Source organism: Sphingomonas parapaucimobilis NBRC 15100 (assembly GCF_000787715.1).
Lineage (GTDB): Bacteria > Pseudomonadota > Alphaproteobacteria > Sphingomonadales > Sphingomonadaceae > Sphingomonas > Sphingomonas parapaucimobilis.
Genome location: NZ_BBPI01000038.1, coordinates 1 through 18,216, shown reverse-complemented (window position 1 = coordinate 18,216; position 18,216 = coordinate 1). Strand labels below are relative to the sequence as shown.

Annotated in this window: 22 protein-coding genes; 9 read left to right on the top strand and 13 right to left on the bottom strand. The window is 67.1% G+C overall.

All coding sequences use genetic code 11. The annotated features are described in order from the left end of the window. Positions 1–201 precede the first annotated feature (201 nt). On the top strand, positions 202–1,080 hold the full coding sequence (locus SP5_RS07765) for a tyrosine recombinase XerC (protein WP_042486533.1): 879 nt from the start codon (positions 202–204) through the stop codon (positions 1,078–1,080). Here SP5_RS07765 and SP5_RS07760 read toward each other — a convergent pair. Further along, complete coding sequence (locus SP5_RS07760) at positions 1,077–1,682, bottom strand: DedA family protein (RefSeq protein WP_042486530.1); 606 nt, start codon at positions 1,680–1,682, stop codon at positions 1,077–1,079. The two genes, SP5_RS07765 and SP5_RS07760, sit on opposite strands and share 4 nt — an antisense overlap. 204 nt (positions 1,683–1,886) lie before the next feature. Between SP5_RS07760 and lepB the strand changes: the two genes are divergently transcribed. Then, complete coding sequence (lepB, locus tag SP5_RS07755; protein ID WP_042486544.1) at positions 1,887–2,705, top strand: signal peptidase I; 819 nt, start codon at positions 1,887–1,889, stop codon at positions 2,703–2,705. After that, on the top strand, positions 2,699–3,367 hold the full coding sequence (rnc, locus tag SP5_RS07750) for a ribonuclease III (protein WP_042486541.1): 669 nt from the start codon (positions 2,699–2,701) through the stop codon (positions 3,365–3,367). The genes lepB and rnc overlap by 7 nt, the downstream gene beginning before the upstream one ends. Positions 3,368–3,497: 130 nt before the next feature. Here rnc and SP5_RS07745 read toward each other — a convergent pair whose 3' ends face one another. Next, the gene (locus tag SP5_RS07745; protein WP_042486527.1) at positions 3,498–3,719 is read right to left on the bottom strand and encodes a hypothetical protein; all 222 of its coding nucleotides are present in this window, start codon (positions 3,717–3,719) and stop codon (positions 3,498–3,500) included. 138 nt (positions 3,720–3,857) lie between these two features. On the opposite strand from SP5_RS07745, the gene era reads away from it, so the two are divergent. Next, on the top strand, positions 3,858–4,754 hold the full coding sequence (era, locus tag SP5_RS07740) for a GTPase Era (RefSeq protein WP_042486524.1): 897 nt from the start codon (positions 3,858–3,860) through the stop codon (positions 4,752–4,754). A gap of 183 nt (positions 4,755–4,937) precedes the next feature. Here era and queG read toward each other — a convergent pair whose 3' ends face one another. Beyond that, complete coding sequence (gene queG, locus SP5_RS07735) at positions 4,938–5,987, bottom strand: tRNA epoxyqueuosine(34) reductase QueG (protein WP_042486522.1); 1,050 nt, start codon at positions 5,985–5,987, stop codon at positions 4,938–4,940. Between the two features lie 41 nt (positions 5,988–6,028). On the opposite strand from queG, the gene SP5_RS07730 reads away from it, so the two are divergent. The 3 genes from SP5_RS07730 to msrB all read left to right on the top strand — a co-directional run bounded on the left by SP5_RS07730 (position 6,029) and on the right by msrB (position 8,832). Beyond that, entirely contained in the window at positions 6,029–6,940 is a 912-nt protein-coding gene (locus SP5_RS07730) for an ABC transporter ATP-binding protein (protein ID WP_375244405.1), read from the top strand. Beyond that, the gene (locus tag SP5_RS07725) at positions 6,937–8,163 is read left to right on the top strand and encodes an ABC transporter permease (protein ID WP_042486517.1); all 1,227 of its coding nucleotides are present in this window, start codon (positions 6,937–6,939) and stop codon (positions 8,161–8,163) included. Before SP5_RS07730 ends, SP5_RS07725 begins: the two co-directional genes overlap by 4 nt. A gap of 174 nt (positions 8,164–8,337) precedes the next feature. Beyond that, entirely contained in the window at positions 8,338–8,832 is a 495-nt protein-coding gene (msrB, locus tag SP5_RS07720) for a peptide-methionine (R)-S-oxide reductase MsrB (RefSeq protein ID WP_042486515.1), read from the top strand. A 158-nt stretch (positions 8,833–8,990) separates the two neighbouring features. On the opposite strand, the gene SP5_RS07715 is transcribed toward msrB, so the two are convergent. Together SP5_RS07715 and SP5_RS07710 are read right to left on the bottom strand one after the other, a co-directional pair. After that, positions 8,991–9,485: a CHAP domain-containing protein gene (locus tag SP5_RS07715; protein ID WP_241823734.1), complete on the bottom strand. Its 495-nt coding sequence runs from the start codon at positions 9,483–9,485 to the stop codon at positions 8,991–8,993. Between the two features lie 224 nt (positions 9,486–9,709). Beyond that, the gene (locus SP5_RS07710) at positions 9,710–11,572 is read right to left on the bottom strand and encodes a M1 family metallopeptidase (protein ID WP_042486513.1); all 1,863 of its coding nucleotides are present in this window, start codon (positions 11,570–11,572) and stop codon (positions 9,710–9,712) included. 99 nt (positions 11,573–11,671) lie between these two features. On the opposite strand from SP5_RS07710, the gene SP5_RS07705 reads away from it, so the two are divergent. Beyond that, entirely contained in the window at positions 11,672–12,073 is a 402-nt protein-coding gene (locus tag SP5_RS07705; RefSeq protein WP_042486511.1) for an HIRAN domain-containing protein, read from the top strand. A gap of 91 nt (positions 12,074–12,164) precedes the next feature. On the opposite strand, the gene SP5_RS07700 is transcribed toward SP5_RS07705, so the two are convergent. The 4 genes from SP5_RS07700 to SP5_RS07685 all read right to left on the bottom strand — a co-directional run bounded on the left by SP5_RS07700 (position 12,165) and on the right by SP5_RS07685 (position 14,251). After that, positions 12,165–12,401, bottom strand: coding sequence for a hypothetical protein (locus SP5_RS07700; protein WP_042486507.1), 237 nt, complete (start codon positions 12,399–12,401; stop codon positions 12,165–12,167). Between the two features lie 178 nt (positions 12,402–12,579). Beyond that, positions 12,580–13,200 (bottom strand): LysE family translocator, encoded by a 621-nt coding sequence (locus tag SP5_RS07695; protein ID WP_042486505.1) that lies wholly within the window; start codon positions 13,198–13,200, stop codon positions 12,580–12,582. Then, entirely contained in the window at positions 13,200–13,580 is a 381-nt protein-coding gene (locus SP5_RS07690; protein ID WP_089413639.1) for a hypothetical protein, read from the bottom strand. Before SP5_RS07690 ends, SP5_RS07695 begins: the two co-directional genes overlap by 1 nt. After that, positions 13,577–14,251 (bottom strand): EI24 domain-containing protein, encoded by a 675-nt coding sequence (locus SP5_RS07685; protein ID WP_042486502.1) that lies wholly within the window; start codon positions 14,249–14,251, stop codon positions 13,577–13,579. The genes SP5_RS07690 and SP5_RS07685 overlap by 4 nt, the downstream gene beginning before the upstream one ends. Positions 14,252–14,379: 128 nt before the next feature. Between SP5_RS07685 and SP5_RS07680 the strand changes: the two genes are divergently transcribed. Further along, on the top strand, positions 14,380–15,372 hold the full coding sequence (locus SP5_RS07680) for an adenosine kinase (protein WP_042486499.1): 993 nt from the start codon (positions 14,380–14,382) through the stop codon (positions 15,370–15,372). A gap of 78 nt (positions 15,373–15,450) precedes the next feature. Here SP5_RS07680 and SP5_RS07675 read toward each other — a convergent pair whose 3' ends face one another. From SP5_RS07675 to SP5_RS19470, 4 genes are all read right to left on the bottom strand, one after another. Further along, positions 15,451–16,989 carry an amino acid permease gene (locus SP5_RS07675; protein ID WP_042486496.1) on the bottom strand — a complete coding sequence of 513 codons (1,539 nt, stop codon included), beginning with the start codon at positions 16,987–16,989 and terminating at the stop codon, positions 15,451–15,453. Positions 16,990–17,261: 272 nt separating this feature from the next. Further along, entirely contained in the window at positions 17,262–17,639 is a 378-nt protein-coding gene (locus SP5_RS07670) for a histidine triad nucleotide-binding protein (protein ID WP_042486493.1), read from the bottom strand. An 18-nt stretch (positions 17,640–17,657) separates the two neighbouring features. After that, on the bottom strand, positions 17,658–17,972 hold the full coding sequence (locus SP5_RS07665; RefSeq protein WP_042486488.1) for a phosphoribosyl-ATP diphosphatase: 315 nt from the start codon (positions 17,970–17,972) through the stop codon (positions 17,658–17,660). A gap of 32 nt (positions 17,973–18,004) precedes the next feature. Next, a partial coding sequence (locus SP5_RS19470; protein ID WP_217995687.1) for a hypothetical protein occupies positions 18,005–18,216 on the bottom strand: 212 nt, incomplete at its 5' end.

Here is an 18,216-nt window from a genome sequence, read left to right as displayed (position 1 = left end):
AGTCGAAAGCGATCAACTCTACTCACCCCTCCCCTGAAGGGGAGGGGCTAAAACCGTGCAATGCTGATCGCTTTCAACTCTAAACGGGGCTGCTTCAGCCTGAGCGACGTCGATGGCCACGCTCCGGTCCACGCAAAATGCCTTGGGAAACGAGCCGGAGGGATGGTTCAATCCGATGGCATATTCCCCTAGACCCGCTCCATGACCGCGCTGATCGCCGACTATTACCGCCACCTGACCGTCGACCTGCGTCGCTCCGACCACACGGTGCGCGCCTATGTCGCCACGGCGGAGCGGCTCTGCGGTTTCCTGTCGGCGCATTGGGGTGAGGGCATCGATGGCGCCGCCCTGGTCCGCGTGACGGCGACCGACCTGCGCGCCTTTCTCGCCGCGCGCCGGGGGGAGGGCCTCACGGCCGCCTCCACCGCGCGCGAATTGTCGGCGGTGCGGACCTTTCTCCACTGGACCGGCGTCGAGCCGCCTCCGCTGAAAGGCCCGCGCCGCAAGCGAAGCCTCCCGCGCCCCCAGTCCCCGGCCGACATCATGGCGCTGGGCGAGGACATGGCCGAGAACGCCGCCGAGCCATGGATCGCAGCGCGCGACTGGGCGGTGCTGCTGCTGCTCTATGGCGCCGGGCTGCGGATCGGCGAGGCGATGGCGCTGCCCGCCGACATCCTCCCCCTGGGCGAGACGATCCGCGTGCTGGGCAAGCGCGGCAAGACCCGGATCGTGCCGCTGCTCCCCGAACTGCGCTCCGCGATCGAGGAGTATGCGCGCCAGTCGCCCTACCCATTGACCCCCGGCGAGCCGCTGTTCCGGGGGGCCAAAGGCGGCCCGCTATCGCCCGCGATCATTCGCCGTTCGGTGCAGGGCGCACGCGAGCGGCTGGGGCTGGGCGGGCGGACGACACCCCATGCACTGCGCCACAGCTTTGCCACCCATCTATTGGGGCGCGGGGCGGATTTGCGGCAGCTTCAGGAGCTGCTCGGCCATGCCAGCCTCAGCTCGACGCAAATCTATACTGCGGTCGACGCCGCGCACCTGCTCGACATCTACCGCACCGCGCATCCCCGTGCCTAGCGGTCGCGGCGTGGCTTCCAGGTGAAGACGCGCCAGAGATAGCCGCCGACCATCAGCACGGTCATTGCGATGGCGGCGGGGCCGACATAACGGTTGATCGCCTCGAAATTGGCGCCCAGCCACAGGCCGGCATAGGCGAGGATGGCGTTCCAGATCGTACTGCCCGCAAAGGTCCAGATCAGGAACCTGGCCAGCGGCATCCGCGTGATCCCGGCGGGCAGCGAAATCATCGTGCGGAAAGCGGGCATGAAGCGGAACACGAATACCACCCATCCGCCATGCCGTACGAAGAACAGGTGCAGCCGCTCGACATCGCGCCACTCCATGGTCAGCCAGCGGCCATATTTGTCGACGAAGGGCCGAAATCGCTCATAGCCGATATAGCGGCCGACCGCGTACCAGGCATAATTCCCGATCGTGGTGCCCGCCGTTCCCCACAGGATGAGCGGGATCATCGCCATATTGCCCCGCGCGACCGCCATGCCGCCCAGGCCCATGATGACCTCGGAGGGGATGGGCGGCACGATATTTTCCAGCGCCATCAGCAGGAAAATGCCGAAATAGCCGCCCCAGGCGATGAGGTTGAGGATGAAATCGGTCATGGATGCAGGGATGTACCGATGAAGGGCGGGGCGGTTCCCCTGGGATGGATCGAGGTTCGGGGGAAAGGCCCACTATTCCTCTCCTGCCAGGGGAGGAATAGACGTAAGCACATTTCGCTTGGTGTGTTGCCGGGCGATTGAAAGAGCGCGGGTCGCCCGTTAGCGCCACTTGACGGCAAGGGCGGCTTGCGCGAACCCGTCGCGATGGCCGACACCCCGCAAACATCATCCGAAACGTCGCCCGGAAAGTCAGAGACGAAGGACACGTTGCGCTTCTTCCTGAAGCTGGCGCTGTTCGTCTTCATCCTGCGCAGCCTGATCGTCACGTCCTTCGTGATCCCGTCGGAATCGATGCTGCCGCGTCTGCTGATCGGCGACTATCTGTTCGTGACCAAGTGGAATTACGGCTATTCGCGCTGGTCCTTCCCGTTCGGCCTGCCGCTGCTGCCCGGACGGGTGCTGGGCCGTGATCCGGCGCGCGGCGACGTGGTCGTGTTCCGCTCGCCCGAGCCGGACGATCACGACGTCATCAAGCGGGTAGTCGGCCTGCCCGGCGACACGATCCAGGTGCGCGGGGGCCAGGTGATCCTGAACGGCCGGGCGATCCCGAAGCAGCGGATCGCCGACTTCCTCCTACCGCTGACCCCCAATTTCGATGCGAACAAATGCGGGCCGTTTGTCGACACGGTCGCGGGCAAGCCGGTGTGCCGCTATCCCCGGTTCCGCGAGACGTTGCCGAATGGCAAGAGCTATGACGTGCTCGACCAGGGCAATTTCCCGGAGGCCGACGATACCGGCGTCTACACCGTGCCCGCCGACCATGTCTTCCTGATGGGCGACAATCGCGACGACTCGGCGGACAGCCGCTTCGCGCCGCCGCGCGGCATGGGCATGATCCCGATGAACCGGCTGGAGGGGCGCGCCGCCGTAACCTTCTTCTCGACCGATGGCTCGGCCGAGTGGATCAAGCCCTGGACCTGGGTGTCGGCCGCGCGCTGGAATCGGATCGGAGAAGGATTTTGAGCGCCGTGGACGACTGGCTCGCCGGAATCCTGGGGCGCGCGCCGAGCGATGCCGCGCCTTTCCACCGCGCACTGACCCATGGCAGCCAGGCGGCCGAGAATTACGAACGGCTGGAGTTTCTGGGCGACCGGGTGCTGGGCCTCATCATGGCCGAATGGCTGTGGGAGCAATTCCCCGCCGAGCCGGAAGGGCAGTTGTCGCGCCGCCTCAACTCGCTGGTGACGGGTGCGGTCTGCGCCGATGTCGCGCGCGACCTGGGGGTGCGCGAGCATTTGCGGCTGGGCAAGCAGGCGCGCGACGATGGCGCGTCGGACAGCGACAATGTGCTGGGCGACGTGATGGAGGCGCTGATCGGCGCCTGGTATCGCGAGGCGGGACTGGAGGCGGCGCGCGCCTTCATCCACAAGTCCTGGGGCGACCGGGTACACTCGCAGGGCAAGGCGCCGCAGCATCCCAAATCGGCGCTTCAGGAATGGGCCGCCGCGCATAACCGCAAGGCGCCCGAATATGTGGTGGTCGATCGTTCGGGGCCGCACCATGCGCCGCGCTTCACCGTGGCGGTGCGGATCGGCCGCACGGCGGAGGTGACCGCGACGGGTGCCAACAAGCAGGAGGCCGAGACGGCCGCTGCGAAGGCGATGCTGGCGAAGTTGAAGGCTTGATAGGGAAGGGGCCTAGGCTTCGACTTCGCTCAGCCTGAACGGCTGTTCTGGAAGCCCGCCGCAAACCCCTACCTCGGTTCGGCCTGAGCGAAGTCGAAGGCCACGCCCCGACTTCGCCCAGAAACCGATCTTAGCGCCCCTTGGCGGCCGCCGCCTGCTTCTTGGCCTGCACCTTGGCCCGGTGATGACCGATCGCGCAGCCCGCGGCGGCACCCAGCACCGCATGGCCCTTGCCGACGAAATGCCCGCCGACGCCGCCCACGGCCGCGCCCTTCAGGCACCCCTTGGCCGAGGCGGGGCCGGCGACGGTCAGCAGCGCGGCGGCCGACAGGGCGGTGAGAAGGGTCTTCATTACGTCTCTCCTATCACTCGAAATCGTGGCCGGAAAAATGCGCGCGTGGCCGTGGCCGTTCCGTGATCCGACCATTACATTGTGTCCATGTGGGCGGACCGTTGCGGGAAGGGGGCGGGACCTGTACCGCTGGCGGTCATGACTGAACAACGTTGCGGCCTCGTCGCCGTCGTCGGCGCGCCCAATGCCGGCAAATCCACCCTTGTCAATGCGCTGGTCGGCCAGAAGGTCGCGATCGTCAGCCCCAAGGCGCAGACGACCCGGGCCAAGCTGCTCGGCGTCGCGATCGAGGGCGATGCCCAGATCCTGCTGGTCGACACCCCCGGCATCTTCGAGCCCAAGCGCCGCCTCGACCGCGCGATGGTCGCCGCCGCCTGGGAAGGCGCGGAGGGCGCCGACATCCTGGCGCTGGTCGTGGACGGGAAGGGCGGCATCGGCCCCAAGATCCACGCCATCGCCGAGTCGATCGCCCACCGGCCCGAGCCGAAGCATCTGATCCTCAACAAGGTCGATATCGCCGACAAGGCGCGGCTGCTGACCCATGCCGAAAAGCTGAACGAGGTCGTCAAGTTCGACGAGACCTGGTTCATCTCCGCCCAGACCGGCGACGGCCTGCCCCAGCTGAAGACCCGGCTGGCCTCGCTGATGCCCGAGGGGCCGTGGCACTATCCCGAGGATCAGGTCTCCGACGCCACCGAACGCGCGCTGGCCGCCGAGGTGACTCGCGAGCAGCTCTATCTCCAGCTCCACGCCGAACTCCCCTATGCCAGCGCGGTCGAGACCGAGGCGTATAAGGAGCGCGAGGACGGATCGGTCGAAATCCACCAGCAGATCCTGGTCGAACGCCCGACCCAGCGCGCCATCGTGCTGGGCAAGAACGGCGTGCGGATCAAGGAGATCGGCGCGCGGTCGCGGGCGCAGCTGTCCGAGCTGCTGGGCCAGAAGGTGCATCTGTACCTGCATGTGAAGGTCAAGCCGGGCTGGGACGAGGATCGTTCGGTCTACAAGGATATCGGGCTGGATTGGGTGGAGTGATTTTTGGGGGCGGGGGCTCGGTGAGACACCTTTGCCCTCCCCCATCCCCTCCCGTTTACGGGAGGGGTGCGTTGCTTGGCTGATGGTCTGCATAAGCAACAGGGCCATCGCTATTTGAAGCGCATGTCGGTGACGCTTGGCACGCCCCTCCCGCAAGCGGGAGGGGATGGGGGAGGGCAGGGGCTAGGCGTCAGACCCGCCAAGTTGCCCCAAAGCCCACTCCACCGCCTCCACCACGACGGGATCATCATCCCCCAACAACCCCCGCAACACCGGCACCAGTTCCACCGCGCCGCTATTCCCCGCCGCGATCGCGGCATTGCGCACCATCCGGTTGCGTCCGATCCGCTTGATCGGCGAGCCCGAAAACACCTGTCGGAACCCGGCATCGTCAAGCGACAGCAAATCCCCCAGCTCCGGCGCGGTCAGCTCGGCGCGGGGGTGGAAGGCCATGTTCGCCTGTGCCGCCGCCGCGAACTTGTTCCACGGGCACACCGCCAGGCAATCGTCACAGCCATAGATGCGGTTGCCCATGGCGACCCGGAATTCCTCCGGGATCGGCCCGGCATGTTCGATCGTCAGATAGGAAATGCATCGCCGCGCATCGAGTTGGTACGGCGCCGGAAACGCGTCCGTGGGGCAGGCCCGCTGGCACGCGTCGCAGCGCCCGCAGCTGTCGCGCGCCACCGCATCCGGCTCCAGTTCCAGCGTCGTGTAGATCGCGCCCAGGAACAGCCAGCTGCCATGCTCCCGGCTGACCAGATTGGTGTGCTTGCCCTGCCAGCCCAGCCCCGCCGCCTCGGCCAGCGGCTTTTCCATCACCGGCGCGGTGTCGACGAAGACCTTCAGATCGCATCCGGCCTCCTGCGCCAGCCAGCGGCCCAGCGCCTTCAGCTGGCGCTTCACGACATCGTGATAGTCCGCCCCCTGCGCATAGACAGAAATGCGGCCGATCCGTCCTTGATCGGCCAGGCGCATCGGGTCCTCGGCCGGGGCATAGCTGACGCCGAGTGAGAGGATGCTCTTCACCTCGGGCCACAGGCTCGCCGGGCTCTGCCGCTGATGCGCACGGTCGGCCATCCAGATCATCGACCCGTGGCGGCCTTCGTCGAGCCACTGGTGCAGCCGCTCGACGGTCTTCGGCGCGGCATCGGCATGGGTGATGCCGATCGCGGCAAAGCCCAGTTCGGTCGCCTTTGCCTTGATCCGGGTTTCCAGCTTGTCTTGCGCCACGAACGCCCGCTACCACAGGCGATCAGGGAGGGACAATCAGCGTGGAGAATCAGTGGGCGGTCACCGCCTCGGGCCTCGCCAAGCGGTTCGGCGACCGGCGGGTCGTCGACGGTGTCGACATCGCCGTGCCGACCGGCGCGGTGTACGGCGTGCTCGGCCCCAATGGCGCGGGCAAGACGACGACGCTGCGGATGCTGCTGGGCATTATCGAACCCGATGAGGGGCAGCGCAGCCTGCTCGGCCATGCCCATCCGCGCGATGCCAGCGATCTGGTCGGCTATCTGCCCGAGGAGCGCGGGCTTTATCCTGCGATGAAGGCGCGCGATGCGATCGTCTTCATGGGCGCTTTGCGCGGGCTGGACCGCGCGACGGGGCGGGTGCGGGCGGACGAGCTGCTCGAACAGGCGGGGCTCAGCCATGCCGCCGACAGCAAGATCCGCAAATTGTCCAAGGGCATGGCGCAGCTGGTCCAGCTGCTCGGCTCGGTCGTCCACCGCCCGAAGCTGCTGGTGCTGGACGAGCCGTTTTCGGGGCTCGATCCGGTCAATCAGGAACGGCTGGAGGCGCTGATCCTCGGCGAGCGGGACCGGGGCGCGACGATCCTGTTTTCGACCCATGTGATGGCCCATGCCGAGCGGCTGTGCGACCGCCTCGCCATCATCGCCGGGGGACGTCGCCGCTTCGAGGGGACGGTGGACGATGCGCGCGGCATGCTGACCGCGCGTGTGCGCTATCGCCCGCGTGACCCGGAGCGGGTGACGCCCGACCTGCTGCCCGCCGATGCGGTGCGCGAAGGCGCGGACTGGAGCTTCCCGATGCCCGACCAGGGTATAGAGCCGATATTAGGCCGCCTGCTGGCGGCGGGAGCAGGCATATTGAACCTGTCGGTCGAGCGCCCCAGCCTCCACGAAGCCTTTGTCCGCATCGTCGGCGAGCAGGAGATGGCGGCATGAGCCAGACGCGCCGCCTGATCCGCCAGACGATGACGATCGCACGCCGCGATTTCATCGCCACCGTCTTTACCCCCATCTTCCTGCTGTTCCTGTTTGCGCCGCTGATCATGGTGGCGTTCAGCACCATTGGCGCACTGGGCGCGGCGCAGGCGGCGGACCATGGCACCGACCGGGTGCGGATCGTCGCGATCGTACCCGATGCGGCGGCCCAAGCCTTTGCCGCCGCCGACCGCCAGTCGCGTACGATCTTCCGCCGGGACGAGGAGCCGCCCGAGCTGGTGACGCTGCCCCCCGCGCGCGATCCGGCCGCGCAGGCGCGTGCCGCGTTCGAATCGCCTGACTATGACGCGACCGCCGTGCTCTATGGCCCGCTCGACCGGCCGACGATCCTGTACGGCGCACGTGGCATGCGCGCGGCGGATTATCTAGCGGTGCTGGCGACCGGCGCACTCTCGGCCGAGCGGCTGGGTGGCGAGTTGCCCAGGGTCACCCCGCACAAGCTGGCCTTTTCACGGCAGCGCGCCACGCTGGGGGGACAGAATCAGACGGCGTCGCTGGCGGTCTTCGGCGTGTTCTTCCTGACCTTGTTCCTGGCGGGGCAAGTGGTCGGCACCATGGCCGAGGAGCGGTCGAACAAGGTCATCGAAGTGCTCGCCGCCGCCGTGCCGCTGGAGGCGGTGTTCCTGGGCAAGCTGCTGGGCATGTTCGGGGTCGCGGTGCTGTTCATCGGCTTCTGGGGCACGGTGCTGGGCCAGGTGGCGAGCCTGTTGCCGCCCGCCTTTGCCGGGATGGTCGGCGAATTGTCGCCGGCGGTCGGCCTGCCGATGTTCGTCCTGCTGTTCGTCGCCTATTTCACCATGGCCTATCTGCTGCTCGGCTCGGTGTTCCTGACGATCGGGGCGCAGGCGTCGACCATGCGCGAGATCCAGATGCTCTCGCTGCCCATCACCATCATCCAGGTCGGCATGTTCACCCTGACGCTGAGCGGCCTGTCGCAGCCGGACAGCTGGCTGGCGCTGGTGGCCGAGGTGTTTCCACTCTCCTCGCCCTTTGCGATGGCGGGCGTGGCGGCGGCGAGCGATGCGCTGTGGCCGCATGCGGTGGCGCTGGCGTGGCAGGCCTTGTGGGTGGCGCTGTTCGTGACGCTGGGCGCACGATTGTTCCGGCGCGGCGTGCTGCAATCCGGGAGCACACGGCCCTTCTGGCGACGCAAGGGGGCGTAAATCCTCCCCGATACGGGGAGGTGGCAGGGCGAAGCCCTGACGGAGGGGGGCTTCGACGTACGACGTCCCTTGCGGTCCGCCCCCTCCACCACCGCTTCGCGGCGGTCCCCCTCCCCGTGCCGGGGAGGAACGAGTCGGGCTTGCCGGTCCGCGCTGTCTTCCTATCTAGGGTTGATGACCGCATCCCCTTCTGATCGCCGCCATTTCCTGTCGCTGGTAGGGCTGGGCGCCCTGGGCGTGGGGCTGTCCGCCTGTGGGCGCCAGGCCGAGGCGGCGGAGCGTTTTCCGGTCATGATGAGCGATGCCGCGTGGAAGCAGAAGCTCGGCCCGGCGGCCTATAACGTCCTGCGGCGCGAGGGGACCGAGCGGCCCTATAGCAGTCCGCTCAATGACGAGCATCGCAGCGGCGTCTTTTCCTGCAAGGGGTGCGCGCAGCCGCTCTTCTCGTCCAAGACCAAGTTCGAAAGCGGCACCGGCTGGCCGAGCTTCTGGGCGCCCTTGCCGCGTGCGGTGGCGACGGAATCGGATCGGTCGCTGATGATGGAGCGGGTCGAGGTGCATTGCAGCCGTTGCGGCGGGCATCTGGGCCATGTCTTCGACGACGGGCCGAAGCCGACGGGCAAGCGCTACTGCATGAACGGCGTGGCGATGACGTTCCGGGCGGGGTGAGGGTTTCCCTTGGCCTTCGATTAGGTTCAGGCTGAACGGAGGTTTGGGAGATTTGTCTTGGCGAGGGCGGGGGTAGGGCGTTCCGCCACGCTCCACCACGACCGTTCACGTTGAGCGAAGTCGAAGCGCAAGTCCCGCGCGACGGGGCTTTCCCGAACTTACTGGATCGGTGCGGCGAAGGTCAGGATGCCCGAAACCCGGCCGCTATCGCGCGAGGCGATCTGGGTGGCGGGCAGGTCGGCGACGCCGCTCTTGTGACCCGAATAGATGAAGCCCTTGGTCGGATAGGCCGAGGTGCCCAGGCCGCCATTGGGGCCGTACCAGACCTTGACCATCGACCAGTCGTTGTTCGGGGAGACGTCGACGGCGCGGACATCGCGCTCGATGCCGCCGCGGCGCGACCAGTTGGCATGGGTCAGGAGGACTTCGCGGTCGCTGACGACCTTGCTGACCATCGCGACATGGCCGACGCGCATCCGGCTGGTGGACTCGAAAGCGAGGACCGAACCCTGTTCCGGGGTGTGGCCGCGCTGGTAGCGGCCCTCGGCCTGGCTCCACCAGGTGTTGGCGTTGCCGTGAAGATCGATGCCCGAGATTTCACGGGCATAGGGGGCGCACTGCCAGAACTGCGCGGCAGCGGGAGTGGCCATCATCAGGCCGCACGTTGCCATCAGCGCGAATCGCACTGCGAATGCCTTGAACTTCACTGGACCCCCCGGTCGGAATGTCGGTGTGAGTGTCGATTAACCGGGGCTAAACATGTTGGAAAGCGCCGCCGGAACCATATCCGGTGAACGGTGTTCCGGCGGCGATGACCTGAAAAAATGGCGGCGAAACGAAAATTTCGTTCCTCGTTTCGCCGCTCAGGCGGCTCGGCTTATCGTCCGAGCAGGCGATCCACCGTCACCTGCGTTACCGCGTGATAGCCGGAACGCGCCTTGTCATAGATTCGCTTGGCCAGCGCCTGGCCCGATTCGCCCTGTCCCTGAAGCTGCTGGAACAGCGGTGCGACGAACTTGCGGCGGCCTTGCGCGGTCAGGAACTGCTCGGCCGACGCCTCGGCGGGCGGATAGCGGTTGGCGAGCGCCAGACGGAGCCAGGCGAAGCGGATCTCGCTATTGCCCGTCTCGTTCCAGTGGAACCGCTCGTCGAGCGCGGCGAGGCGTTCGGCGGACAGCTGGCGCGGCAGCTGGTCGAGGAAACGGACATATTCCTGCGTCGTCACCTTGTCGGGCACGGCCGAGACGGGGTCACCGGCGGCGAACGCCTTGGCGGCGGCGTCGATCGCGGGGAAGGCGTCGGAGCGGACATGGACCGCATTGGCGGGGATGCCCGGCTGATAGACCCACTGGTCGACGCCGATCTTCGCATCCTCACCGGGCTTGAGCAGGTTCTGGCGCAGGTCCGCCAGGAACCCGGCGCTGGTCTGCGGCTGGAAAGCGTGGCGATCGAAATAGCCCCGCAGATACGCGTCCCAGCGCGACCGGCCGACGACCGATTCGATGGTGCGCAGGAAGGTCGCACCCTTGTCATAGGCGATCTGGGTCATGCCGTCGTCGGGGTCGCGCTTGGCGTCGAGGTCGAGGTGCAGCTTGGTGTCCGGCGATTGCGGACCACCGGCTTCCTTCACCGCATTCTGCATGTCGGTCCAGGCCAGGTCGGCCTCCATGGCGGCGCGGCGCTTGCCGTACATCGACTCCATGATCCGGTTCTCGAAATAGCTGGTGAAGCCTTCGTTCAGCCAGAAATCGTCCCAGGTAGCGTTGGTGACGAGATTGCCCGACCAGCTATGCGCCAGCTCGTGCGCGATCAGGCTGACCAGACTCCGGTCCCCCGCCAGCACGGTCGGCGTCGCGAAGGTCAGCATGGGGTTCTCCATGCCGCCGAACGGGAAGCTGGGCGGCAGGACCAGCACGTCGTAGCGCCCCCAGCGATAGGGACCGTACAGCCCCTCGGCAGCGGTGACGAACTTGTCGAGACCGGCAAACTCCCAGGCCGATTTGTCGAGCATCGCAGGCTCGGTCCAGATGCCGGTATGGGCACTGAGCGGCTTGAACTTCAGGTCGCCGATGGCGACCGCGATCAGATAGGGGGCGACCGGCTTGTCCATGCGATAGCTGGCGGTGTGGCGGCCGTCATGGCACGGCGTCTCGCCGGTCCGCTCGCCGCTCATCACGACGGTCAGCGCGCAGGGGGCGTTGACCGTGGCGTCCCAGGTCTGGCGGATGCCGGGCGAATCCTGGGTCGGAATCCAGCTGCGGTTGAGGATCGCCTCGCCCTGGCTGAACAGATAGGGTTGCTTCTTGCCCGCCGTCTGTTCGGGCGACAGCCATTGCAGCGCCTTGGCACCGGGCGCGGAGGCATAGGCGATCTTGACGGTGCGATTGCCGTTCAGCGTGATGGTCAGCGGCGCGCCATGCACCTTGTCGGCGGCTCCGACTGTGTAGGGCAGGGGGCGGTTCTGTGCGTCGGTCACGGTGACGATGCGCAGGCCATTGTCATCGACGACCAGCTGTCTGGCGTCCGGTTTGGCATCGACCGACAGGGTCGCGATCCCGCGCATCACATGGGTGTCGAAATCGGCATAGAGGTTCAGCGAGACATGGGTGACCCGCGCCTCCAGCGGCTGCGCATAGCTGTGGACGTCGCGCGCATCGGCGCTGGTCAGGACAGGCGCGACAGCGGGCGCGGGGGCGGAGGATTGGGCGGCGAGCAGCATCGCCAGGGCGGCCAGGGACATGGGCACTCCGAATGGGACAGGATGATTGCACCATAGCCGGATTGCCGATGAATGGGAGGGCTCTGGACGTCGCGAGCCCGCATAACCAGTTAGGAGGGCATGGACGAATTGACGCTGGCCGTGGTCGGAATCGACTTTCCCAATCAGGACAAGGCGCGGAGCAACCGGCGGTTCGAGCTGCTTGCCTCGGCCATCGGCGATCCGGTGAGCCTGCGCCCCGAGCCGCGCAACCGGCATGATCCCCATGCCATCGCGGTGTTCAGCGCCCGCGATGTCCAGGTTGGCTATCTCTCCGCCGAGCGGGCGCCGCTGATCGGTGCGCGGATGCGGCGCGGGGAGAAGGTGCAGGCGGTATATCAGGGCATGAAAGGCTCGGTGGCCTATATCCGGGTGCGTTTCGGCGGCGATATGCCGACCGTCCCCCGTGCGGCCGAGCCTTTGCCGGAGAGGGGTGAGGATGACGTCTTCGCCGATCCCGACGGCCCCGAATGGGGGGCGTGACGCGGGCCACAAAAAAGGGAGCCGAAACCGGCTCCCTTTCCGTCCGCCTGAGCGGTGATGGTCCGGGCGGGGTCGCCCCCGCCCGCGACGATCAGTTGCTGTCCGCGTTGTCGTCCTTGACGACCGCGACAACGCCGATGGCGACGACGCCAGCAGCGATGATGGCAGCCAGGATGCCAGCGCCGGCCAGCTTGTTGCCCTTGGCGGTCGGAGCCGAAGCGCGAACCGACTTCGAAACCGACAGGCTCGACGCCGGGTTGATCGGCGCAGCGGCGACCGGAGCAGCAACCAGAGCCGTGGCGGCGACAGCAGACAGGAACTTCATCATAATCAATCTCCCATGGCGAACGACCGCCAAGACGCGGTGGTGTTCATCGTCCCGATAGCGCAAAAGCATGGCCGCGTAAATTTGTTCCCGCACTGCATCATTTTTTAGGTGCGGGCGTGGAACAAATGTCGCAGTTGCCGGTAAGCGGACGATCGTTTCTGTGCCCGAATGATCGGGATCAGCGGCGAATGGCGGCCGTTGCCAGTCCGGCGAATATCAATGCTCCGCCGCCTGCCCGCTGTGCCCAGGCTTGCGCTCGGGGCGAGCGCAACAGTCCGCCCGCGCTCGACGCGGCCCAGGCATAGCAGCCATCGGTCAGCGCCAGCACAAGCACGAACGTCACCACCAACATCCCGGCCTGGGACCAATAGGGGCGATGGGGATCGATGAACTGCGGCGCGAAGGCGGCAAGGAATAGGATCGTCTTGGGATGGAAGGTGCCGACGCCCAGATTGCCCAGAAAGGCGGCGCGCGGCGAAATCAGGCGCGGGCGAATCGCCACCGCATCGGCGTTTCGCGCGCGCCAGAGCCCCATGGCGCCGATGGCGATCAGATAGGCCGCACCTGCCCATTTCAGCAGCCCGAACAGGAAGGACGAGGCCGCCAGCACCGCCCCCATGCCCAGCAGGCTGGCCGTCGAGGCGGCCAGATTGCCGAGCATCAGTCCCGCCACGGAGGCAAAGGCGGTCCGCCGTCCCGATCCGATCGCATAGCCCAGGATCGCCGCGACACCGGGACCGGGAATCAGCCCGATGACCAGGGTCGCCGCGACAAAGGCGAACCACAGGTCGGGGCGCATCAGCGTCCGCCGTCGCGCCGGGTCAGCGCCGCGACGCAGCTCGCCCGGTCGATCGAACTGCCATCGGGCTCGCGCGCGTCGAGATAGGTGACGCGCGGCTCGGCCCCGTCCTTGGGATAGAGATAGGCGTCGAGGACGCAGAAGCTGCCCTGGAACTGCAGCTTGCGCGCCGTGCCTTCGCGAACATCGGCATCGGGCGTGCCGAACAATTTTGTCAGCCCGGCGGCGTCCTGTCCGATGACCCGCTCCAGCCCGACACTGGTATAGGGCACGGGGACCGGGGCCATGCCGCCGCTGCGTACCGGTGCGGCGGTCTGCGGCACCGTACACCCCGCGAGCAATGTCAGGCCCAGCAGCGGCAGTGCGATAAGGCGGGTCACGCCTGTCTCCTGTGAAAGAAATGGGTCGCCATGCTCGCCCCCAGCACGGGTGCCAGCAGATTGAGTCCCGGAACCACGAACAGGGTGGCGACGGCAAGCCCCAGCAGGAAGCGCGCAGGTCCGGTCGCCTTGCGCCAGCGACGCAAGGCGACGCGGTCCATGTGCCGCGCCGCCACCATGTCGCCCAGGTCGCGCGACAGCAGCCAGCCATTGACCAGCAGGAACGCCGCCGCCGTCCCGACGCCGGTCACGAGCAGCACGATGTACACGGGCAGCAGGATCAGGTTCACGACAACGACGCGCGCGGCGGAGCCCAGTCCCATGGCGGTGCCGCGCGCGAACGAAACCGGCCGGCCGCTGGCCAGCGCGTGTGGGTAATGGCGGGCCTCGACCGCCGCGACGATCTCGTCGGCGAACACGCCCACCACGGCCACCGCGACCGCGCGAAAGGCCAGCCACAGCGCCAGCAACTCGACGACCAGGGTGAAGGCGGCCGACCATCCGTCCGCCTGCGCCCCCAGCCATCCGGTCAGCGCCGCGCGCATGGCGAACCACAAGGCGACACCGGCCAGCGCGAAGATCGCCAGCGTCACGGCCAGCGAACGGATCAGCACCCGGCGGATCGCCGGATCGCCCAGCTGGGCGAACGACAGGAAAAAGGCGCGGACCATGGTCCTTCGATGGCGCGGGCGGGACGTGCAAGTCAATGGCGTGCGGGGCCGCGCGGCGGCTCCCTTGCGCAGGGTTAGACGGCTGACTAGGGCGGCGACATCACAGCTTGTTTCCCGGAGTCCGTACCTTGACCAACCCCACCTACGACGTGGTGGCGATCGGCAATGCCATCGTCGACATTCTCAGCCCGGCCGAAGACGATTTCATCGCCGAGAACGGCATGACCAAGGGCGCGATGCAGCTCGTCTTCTCGACCGAGGAGGCTGATGCGCTCTATGCCAAGATGGGTCCCGGACGCGAGATTTCGGGCGGATCGGCCGCCAACACGCTGGCGGGCATGGCCGCGCTCGGCGGCAGGACCGCGTTCATCGGCCAGGTCGCCGACGATCAGCTGGGCGAGGTGTTCAGCCACGACATCCGTGCGGCGGGCGTCAAGTTCGACACGCCGGTGCGTCCCGGCCAGCCGACCACCGCGCGCTGCATGATCTTCGTCAGCCCCGATGGCCAGCGCACGATGAACACCTTCCTCGGCGCATCGCACTATCTGCCCGCCGAAGCGCTCGACAAGGCGCTGATCGCCGATGCGGCCTATCTGTATATCGAGGGCTATCTGTGGGATCCCGAAGAGCCGCGCGCCGCGATGCGCGCCGCCATCGACGTCGCGCGTGAGGCCGGGCGCAAGATCGCCTTCACCGCCTCGGCCGAGTTCGTGATCGACCGCCACCGGGCCGATTTCCACGCGCTGATCGACGGCGGCATGATCGACGTGATCTTCGCCAACGAAACCGAGATCGTCGCGCTGACCGAGACGGCGGATGTCGAGGCGGCGATCGCTTTCCTGAAGGGGAAGGTCGAGACGCTGGTCGTCACGCTCGCCGAAAAGGGCGCGCTGGCGCAGCGCGGGGACGAGCGCGTGACCGTTCCGGCGCATCCGGTCGACAAGGTCGTCGACACGACGGGCGCAGGTGACCTGTTCGCGGCGGGCTTCCTCTATGGCCAGACGAACGGCCATGACCTGAAGGCTTCGCTGACGCTGGGTGCGGCCTGCGCGGCCGAGATCATCAGCCATTTCGGCGCACGGCCCCAGGTCGACCTGAAGGCCCTGGCCGCCAGCCTGTAAGGCTCGGCGATCAAGGCCAAATAAAAAGGCCCGGAGGAACGATCCTCCGGGCCTTTTTCGTGTCTGCGCGAAAGCCGGTCAGCGATCGAGCGGCTTGGCGATTTCCGGCTGCATCGCGGGATCGTCCACCACGTCCAGGATGCCGCGACCGACATGGCTGCGCTTGCGGCTGTAGAGGAAGTAGATCGCCAAGCCGATCGCGCCCCAGCCCGGCAGGACCAGGATCGCGACCAGCGGCAGCGAGAAATACAGATACGCGCAGCCGAGCATCGCGGCGGGTGCGACGATGAACACGGCGGGCGTGCGGAACGGACGCTTGCGGGTCGGGTCGGTCTTGCGCAGCACCATCACCGACAGCGCGACCATGAAGAAGGCGAACAGCGTGCCCGAGTTGGAATAGTCCGCCAGCTTGCCGACCGGCAGGAAGGCCGAGGCCAGGGTGGCCGCAATGCCGGTCACGATCGTCACGACGTGCGGCGTACGATAGCGCGGATGCACCGAGGCCAGCTTTTCGGGCAACAGGCCGTCACGCGCCATGGTGAAGAACACGCGGGTCTGGCCGAACATCATCATGAGCACGACCGAGGGCAGCGCCAGCGTGGCGGCGAGGCCGATCAGGTTGCCGATCTTTTCCCAGCCGATGGTGCGCAGGACATGCGCCAGCGCTTCGCGCGAGCAGGACAGCGGCTCGGTCGCGCCGCTGGCGACGATCGCCTTGCACTGCGCGGCCAGTTCCGACGTACCGGGCGACAGCACGACACCGGCGGCGTCGCGCACCGGCTGTGCCCCCAGCGGCGAGCCGATCGCGCCCGCCGATACCAGCAGGTAGAAGACGGTGCAGAACAGCAGCGACGCGATCAGGCCGATCGGCACGTTGCGCTGCGGGTTCTTGGTCTCCTCGGCGGCGGTCGACACCGCGTCGAAGCCGACATAGGCGAAGAAGATCGAAGCCGCAGCCCCCGCCACGCCGGTCAGGCCGGTCGGCATGAACGGCTCGAAATGCGCGCCGTTGATCACCGGCACCGACAGCGCGATGAACAGGGTCAGCGCGGCGACCTTGATCGCGACCAGGATGGCGTTGAAGCGCGCGCTCTCGGTGGTGCCGATGACCAGCAGCCAGGTGACGAGCAGCGAGATGACGACGGCGGGCAGGTTGATGTAACCGCCCGACGACGGGCCGTTGACCCACTCCATCGGTATGTCGATGCCCAGCAGGTTGCGGATCTGCCCCACGACATAACCCGACCAGCCGACCGCGACGGCCGACGCGCCGACCGCATATTCCAGGATCAGCGCCCAGCCGACCATCCAGGCGAGCAGCTCGCCCATGACCGCATAGGTATAGGTATAGGCCGAGCCCGCGACGGGGACCATCGAGGCCAGCTCGGAATAGCAGAGTGCGGCCACCGCGCAGACGAAACCGGCCAGCACGAACGACAGCATCATCCCCGGCCCCGCCTTTTGCGCGGCTTCGGAGGTGAGAACGAAGATACCCGTACCGATGACGGCGCCGATACCCAGCATGGTGAGCTGGAACGCGCCTAGCGATCGTTGCAGCCCCTTCTTCTCGGCGGTCGCCAAAATGGCGTCCAGAGGCTTAACGCGCCCGAAAATCATGAATGTCCAATCCCCCCGAGGGAAGGGCGACCCCGACATGGGACACGCCCGGCGTTTGGTGAATGATCCGGGAAGTTAGCTGCAATTTTATTACGCGCAATCCCTAAGGTGCGCGGGATGCGGTCAGGGGAGGAGAAAGGGGCTTCTTTAAGCCCCTCCCGCAGGCGGGAGGGGTTTGGGGAGGGCAGGGTGTCTCACCGAGAATATCGCCCGTGACGTTTCCCTCCCCCCATCCCCTCCCACAGGCGGGAGGGGAGCGGCCAGGGGTAAGGTCAGCGTGCCAGCATCGGCCCGAGGGGCTTGCCCGCCAGGATATGGACATGGAGATGCGGCACTTCCTGCCCCGCATCTGCGCCGATATTCGCCAGCAGCCGGTATCCGGGCTCGACCGCGCCCGCCTCACGCGCGACATGGCCGACGGCGCGGACGAAACCGGCGATCTCCGTCTCGCTGGCGCGGGCCGAGAAATCGTCCCACGAGACATAGGAGCCGCGCGGGATCACCAGGATATGGGTCGGCGCGTGCGGCGCGATGTCGTGGAAGGCGACCGCCCATTCATCCTCATAGACGCGGCTGGACGGAATTTCGTCGCGCAGGATCCTGGCGAACACATTCTGGTCGTCATAGGGCAGGGTGGCGTCGATCGGCATCGTCAGTCTCCGTCCGGTTCAGCTGGCGCGCGCCGCCTTTTCGTCATGACCCGACACGCCCTCGCGCCGTGCCAGTTCGGCGCGGACGTCGTCCAGCGTGTGGCCGGTATCGGCCAGCAGGACGATCAGGTGGAACATCAGGTCGGCCGCCTCGGACACGATCTTGTCGGGCTGGGCCATGGCGGCGATGACGGTCTCGACCGCTTCCTCGCCCAGCTTCTGCGCGATCTTGGGCCGCCCCTTGGCGAACAGGCTGGCGGCATAGGAGGTGGCGGCATCGCCCGCTTCCCGGCGCGCGCGGATCGTGGTTTCGAGGCGGTCGAACATGTCCATGGCCGCGTGGGTGGCGCGACGAAGCCCTTACGTCAATCCTTGCGATTGCGGCGGCGCATCAGATGGCGGAGCAACCAGATCGCGCCGATCGCAAAGACGAACAGGCCGATGTCGGACCATTCGGGATGGCTGCGCGGCTGGGGCGGGCCGCTATGGGCGGTGGCGGCGGTCAGGATGGCGAGCGGCATGCGGGGCGTTTTAGCAGCGTGTCGGGCGGTGGTCATCCGGGTGATTTCGTTCGCGC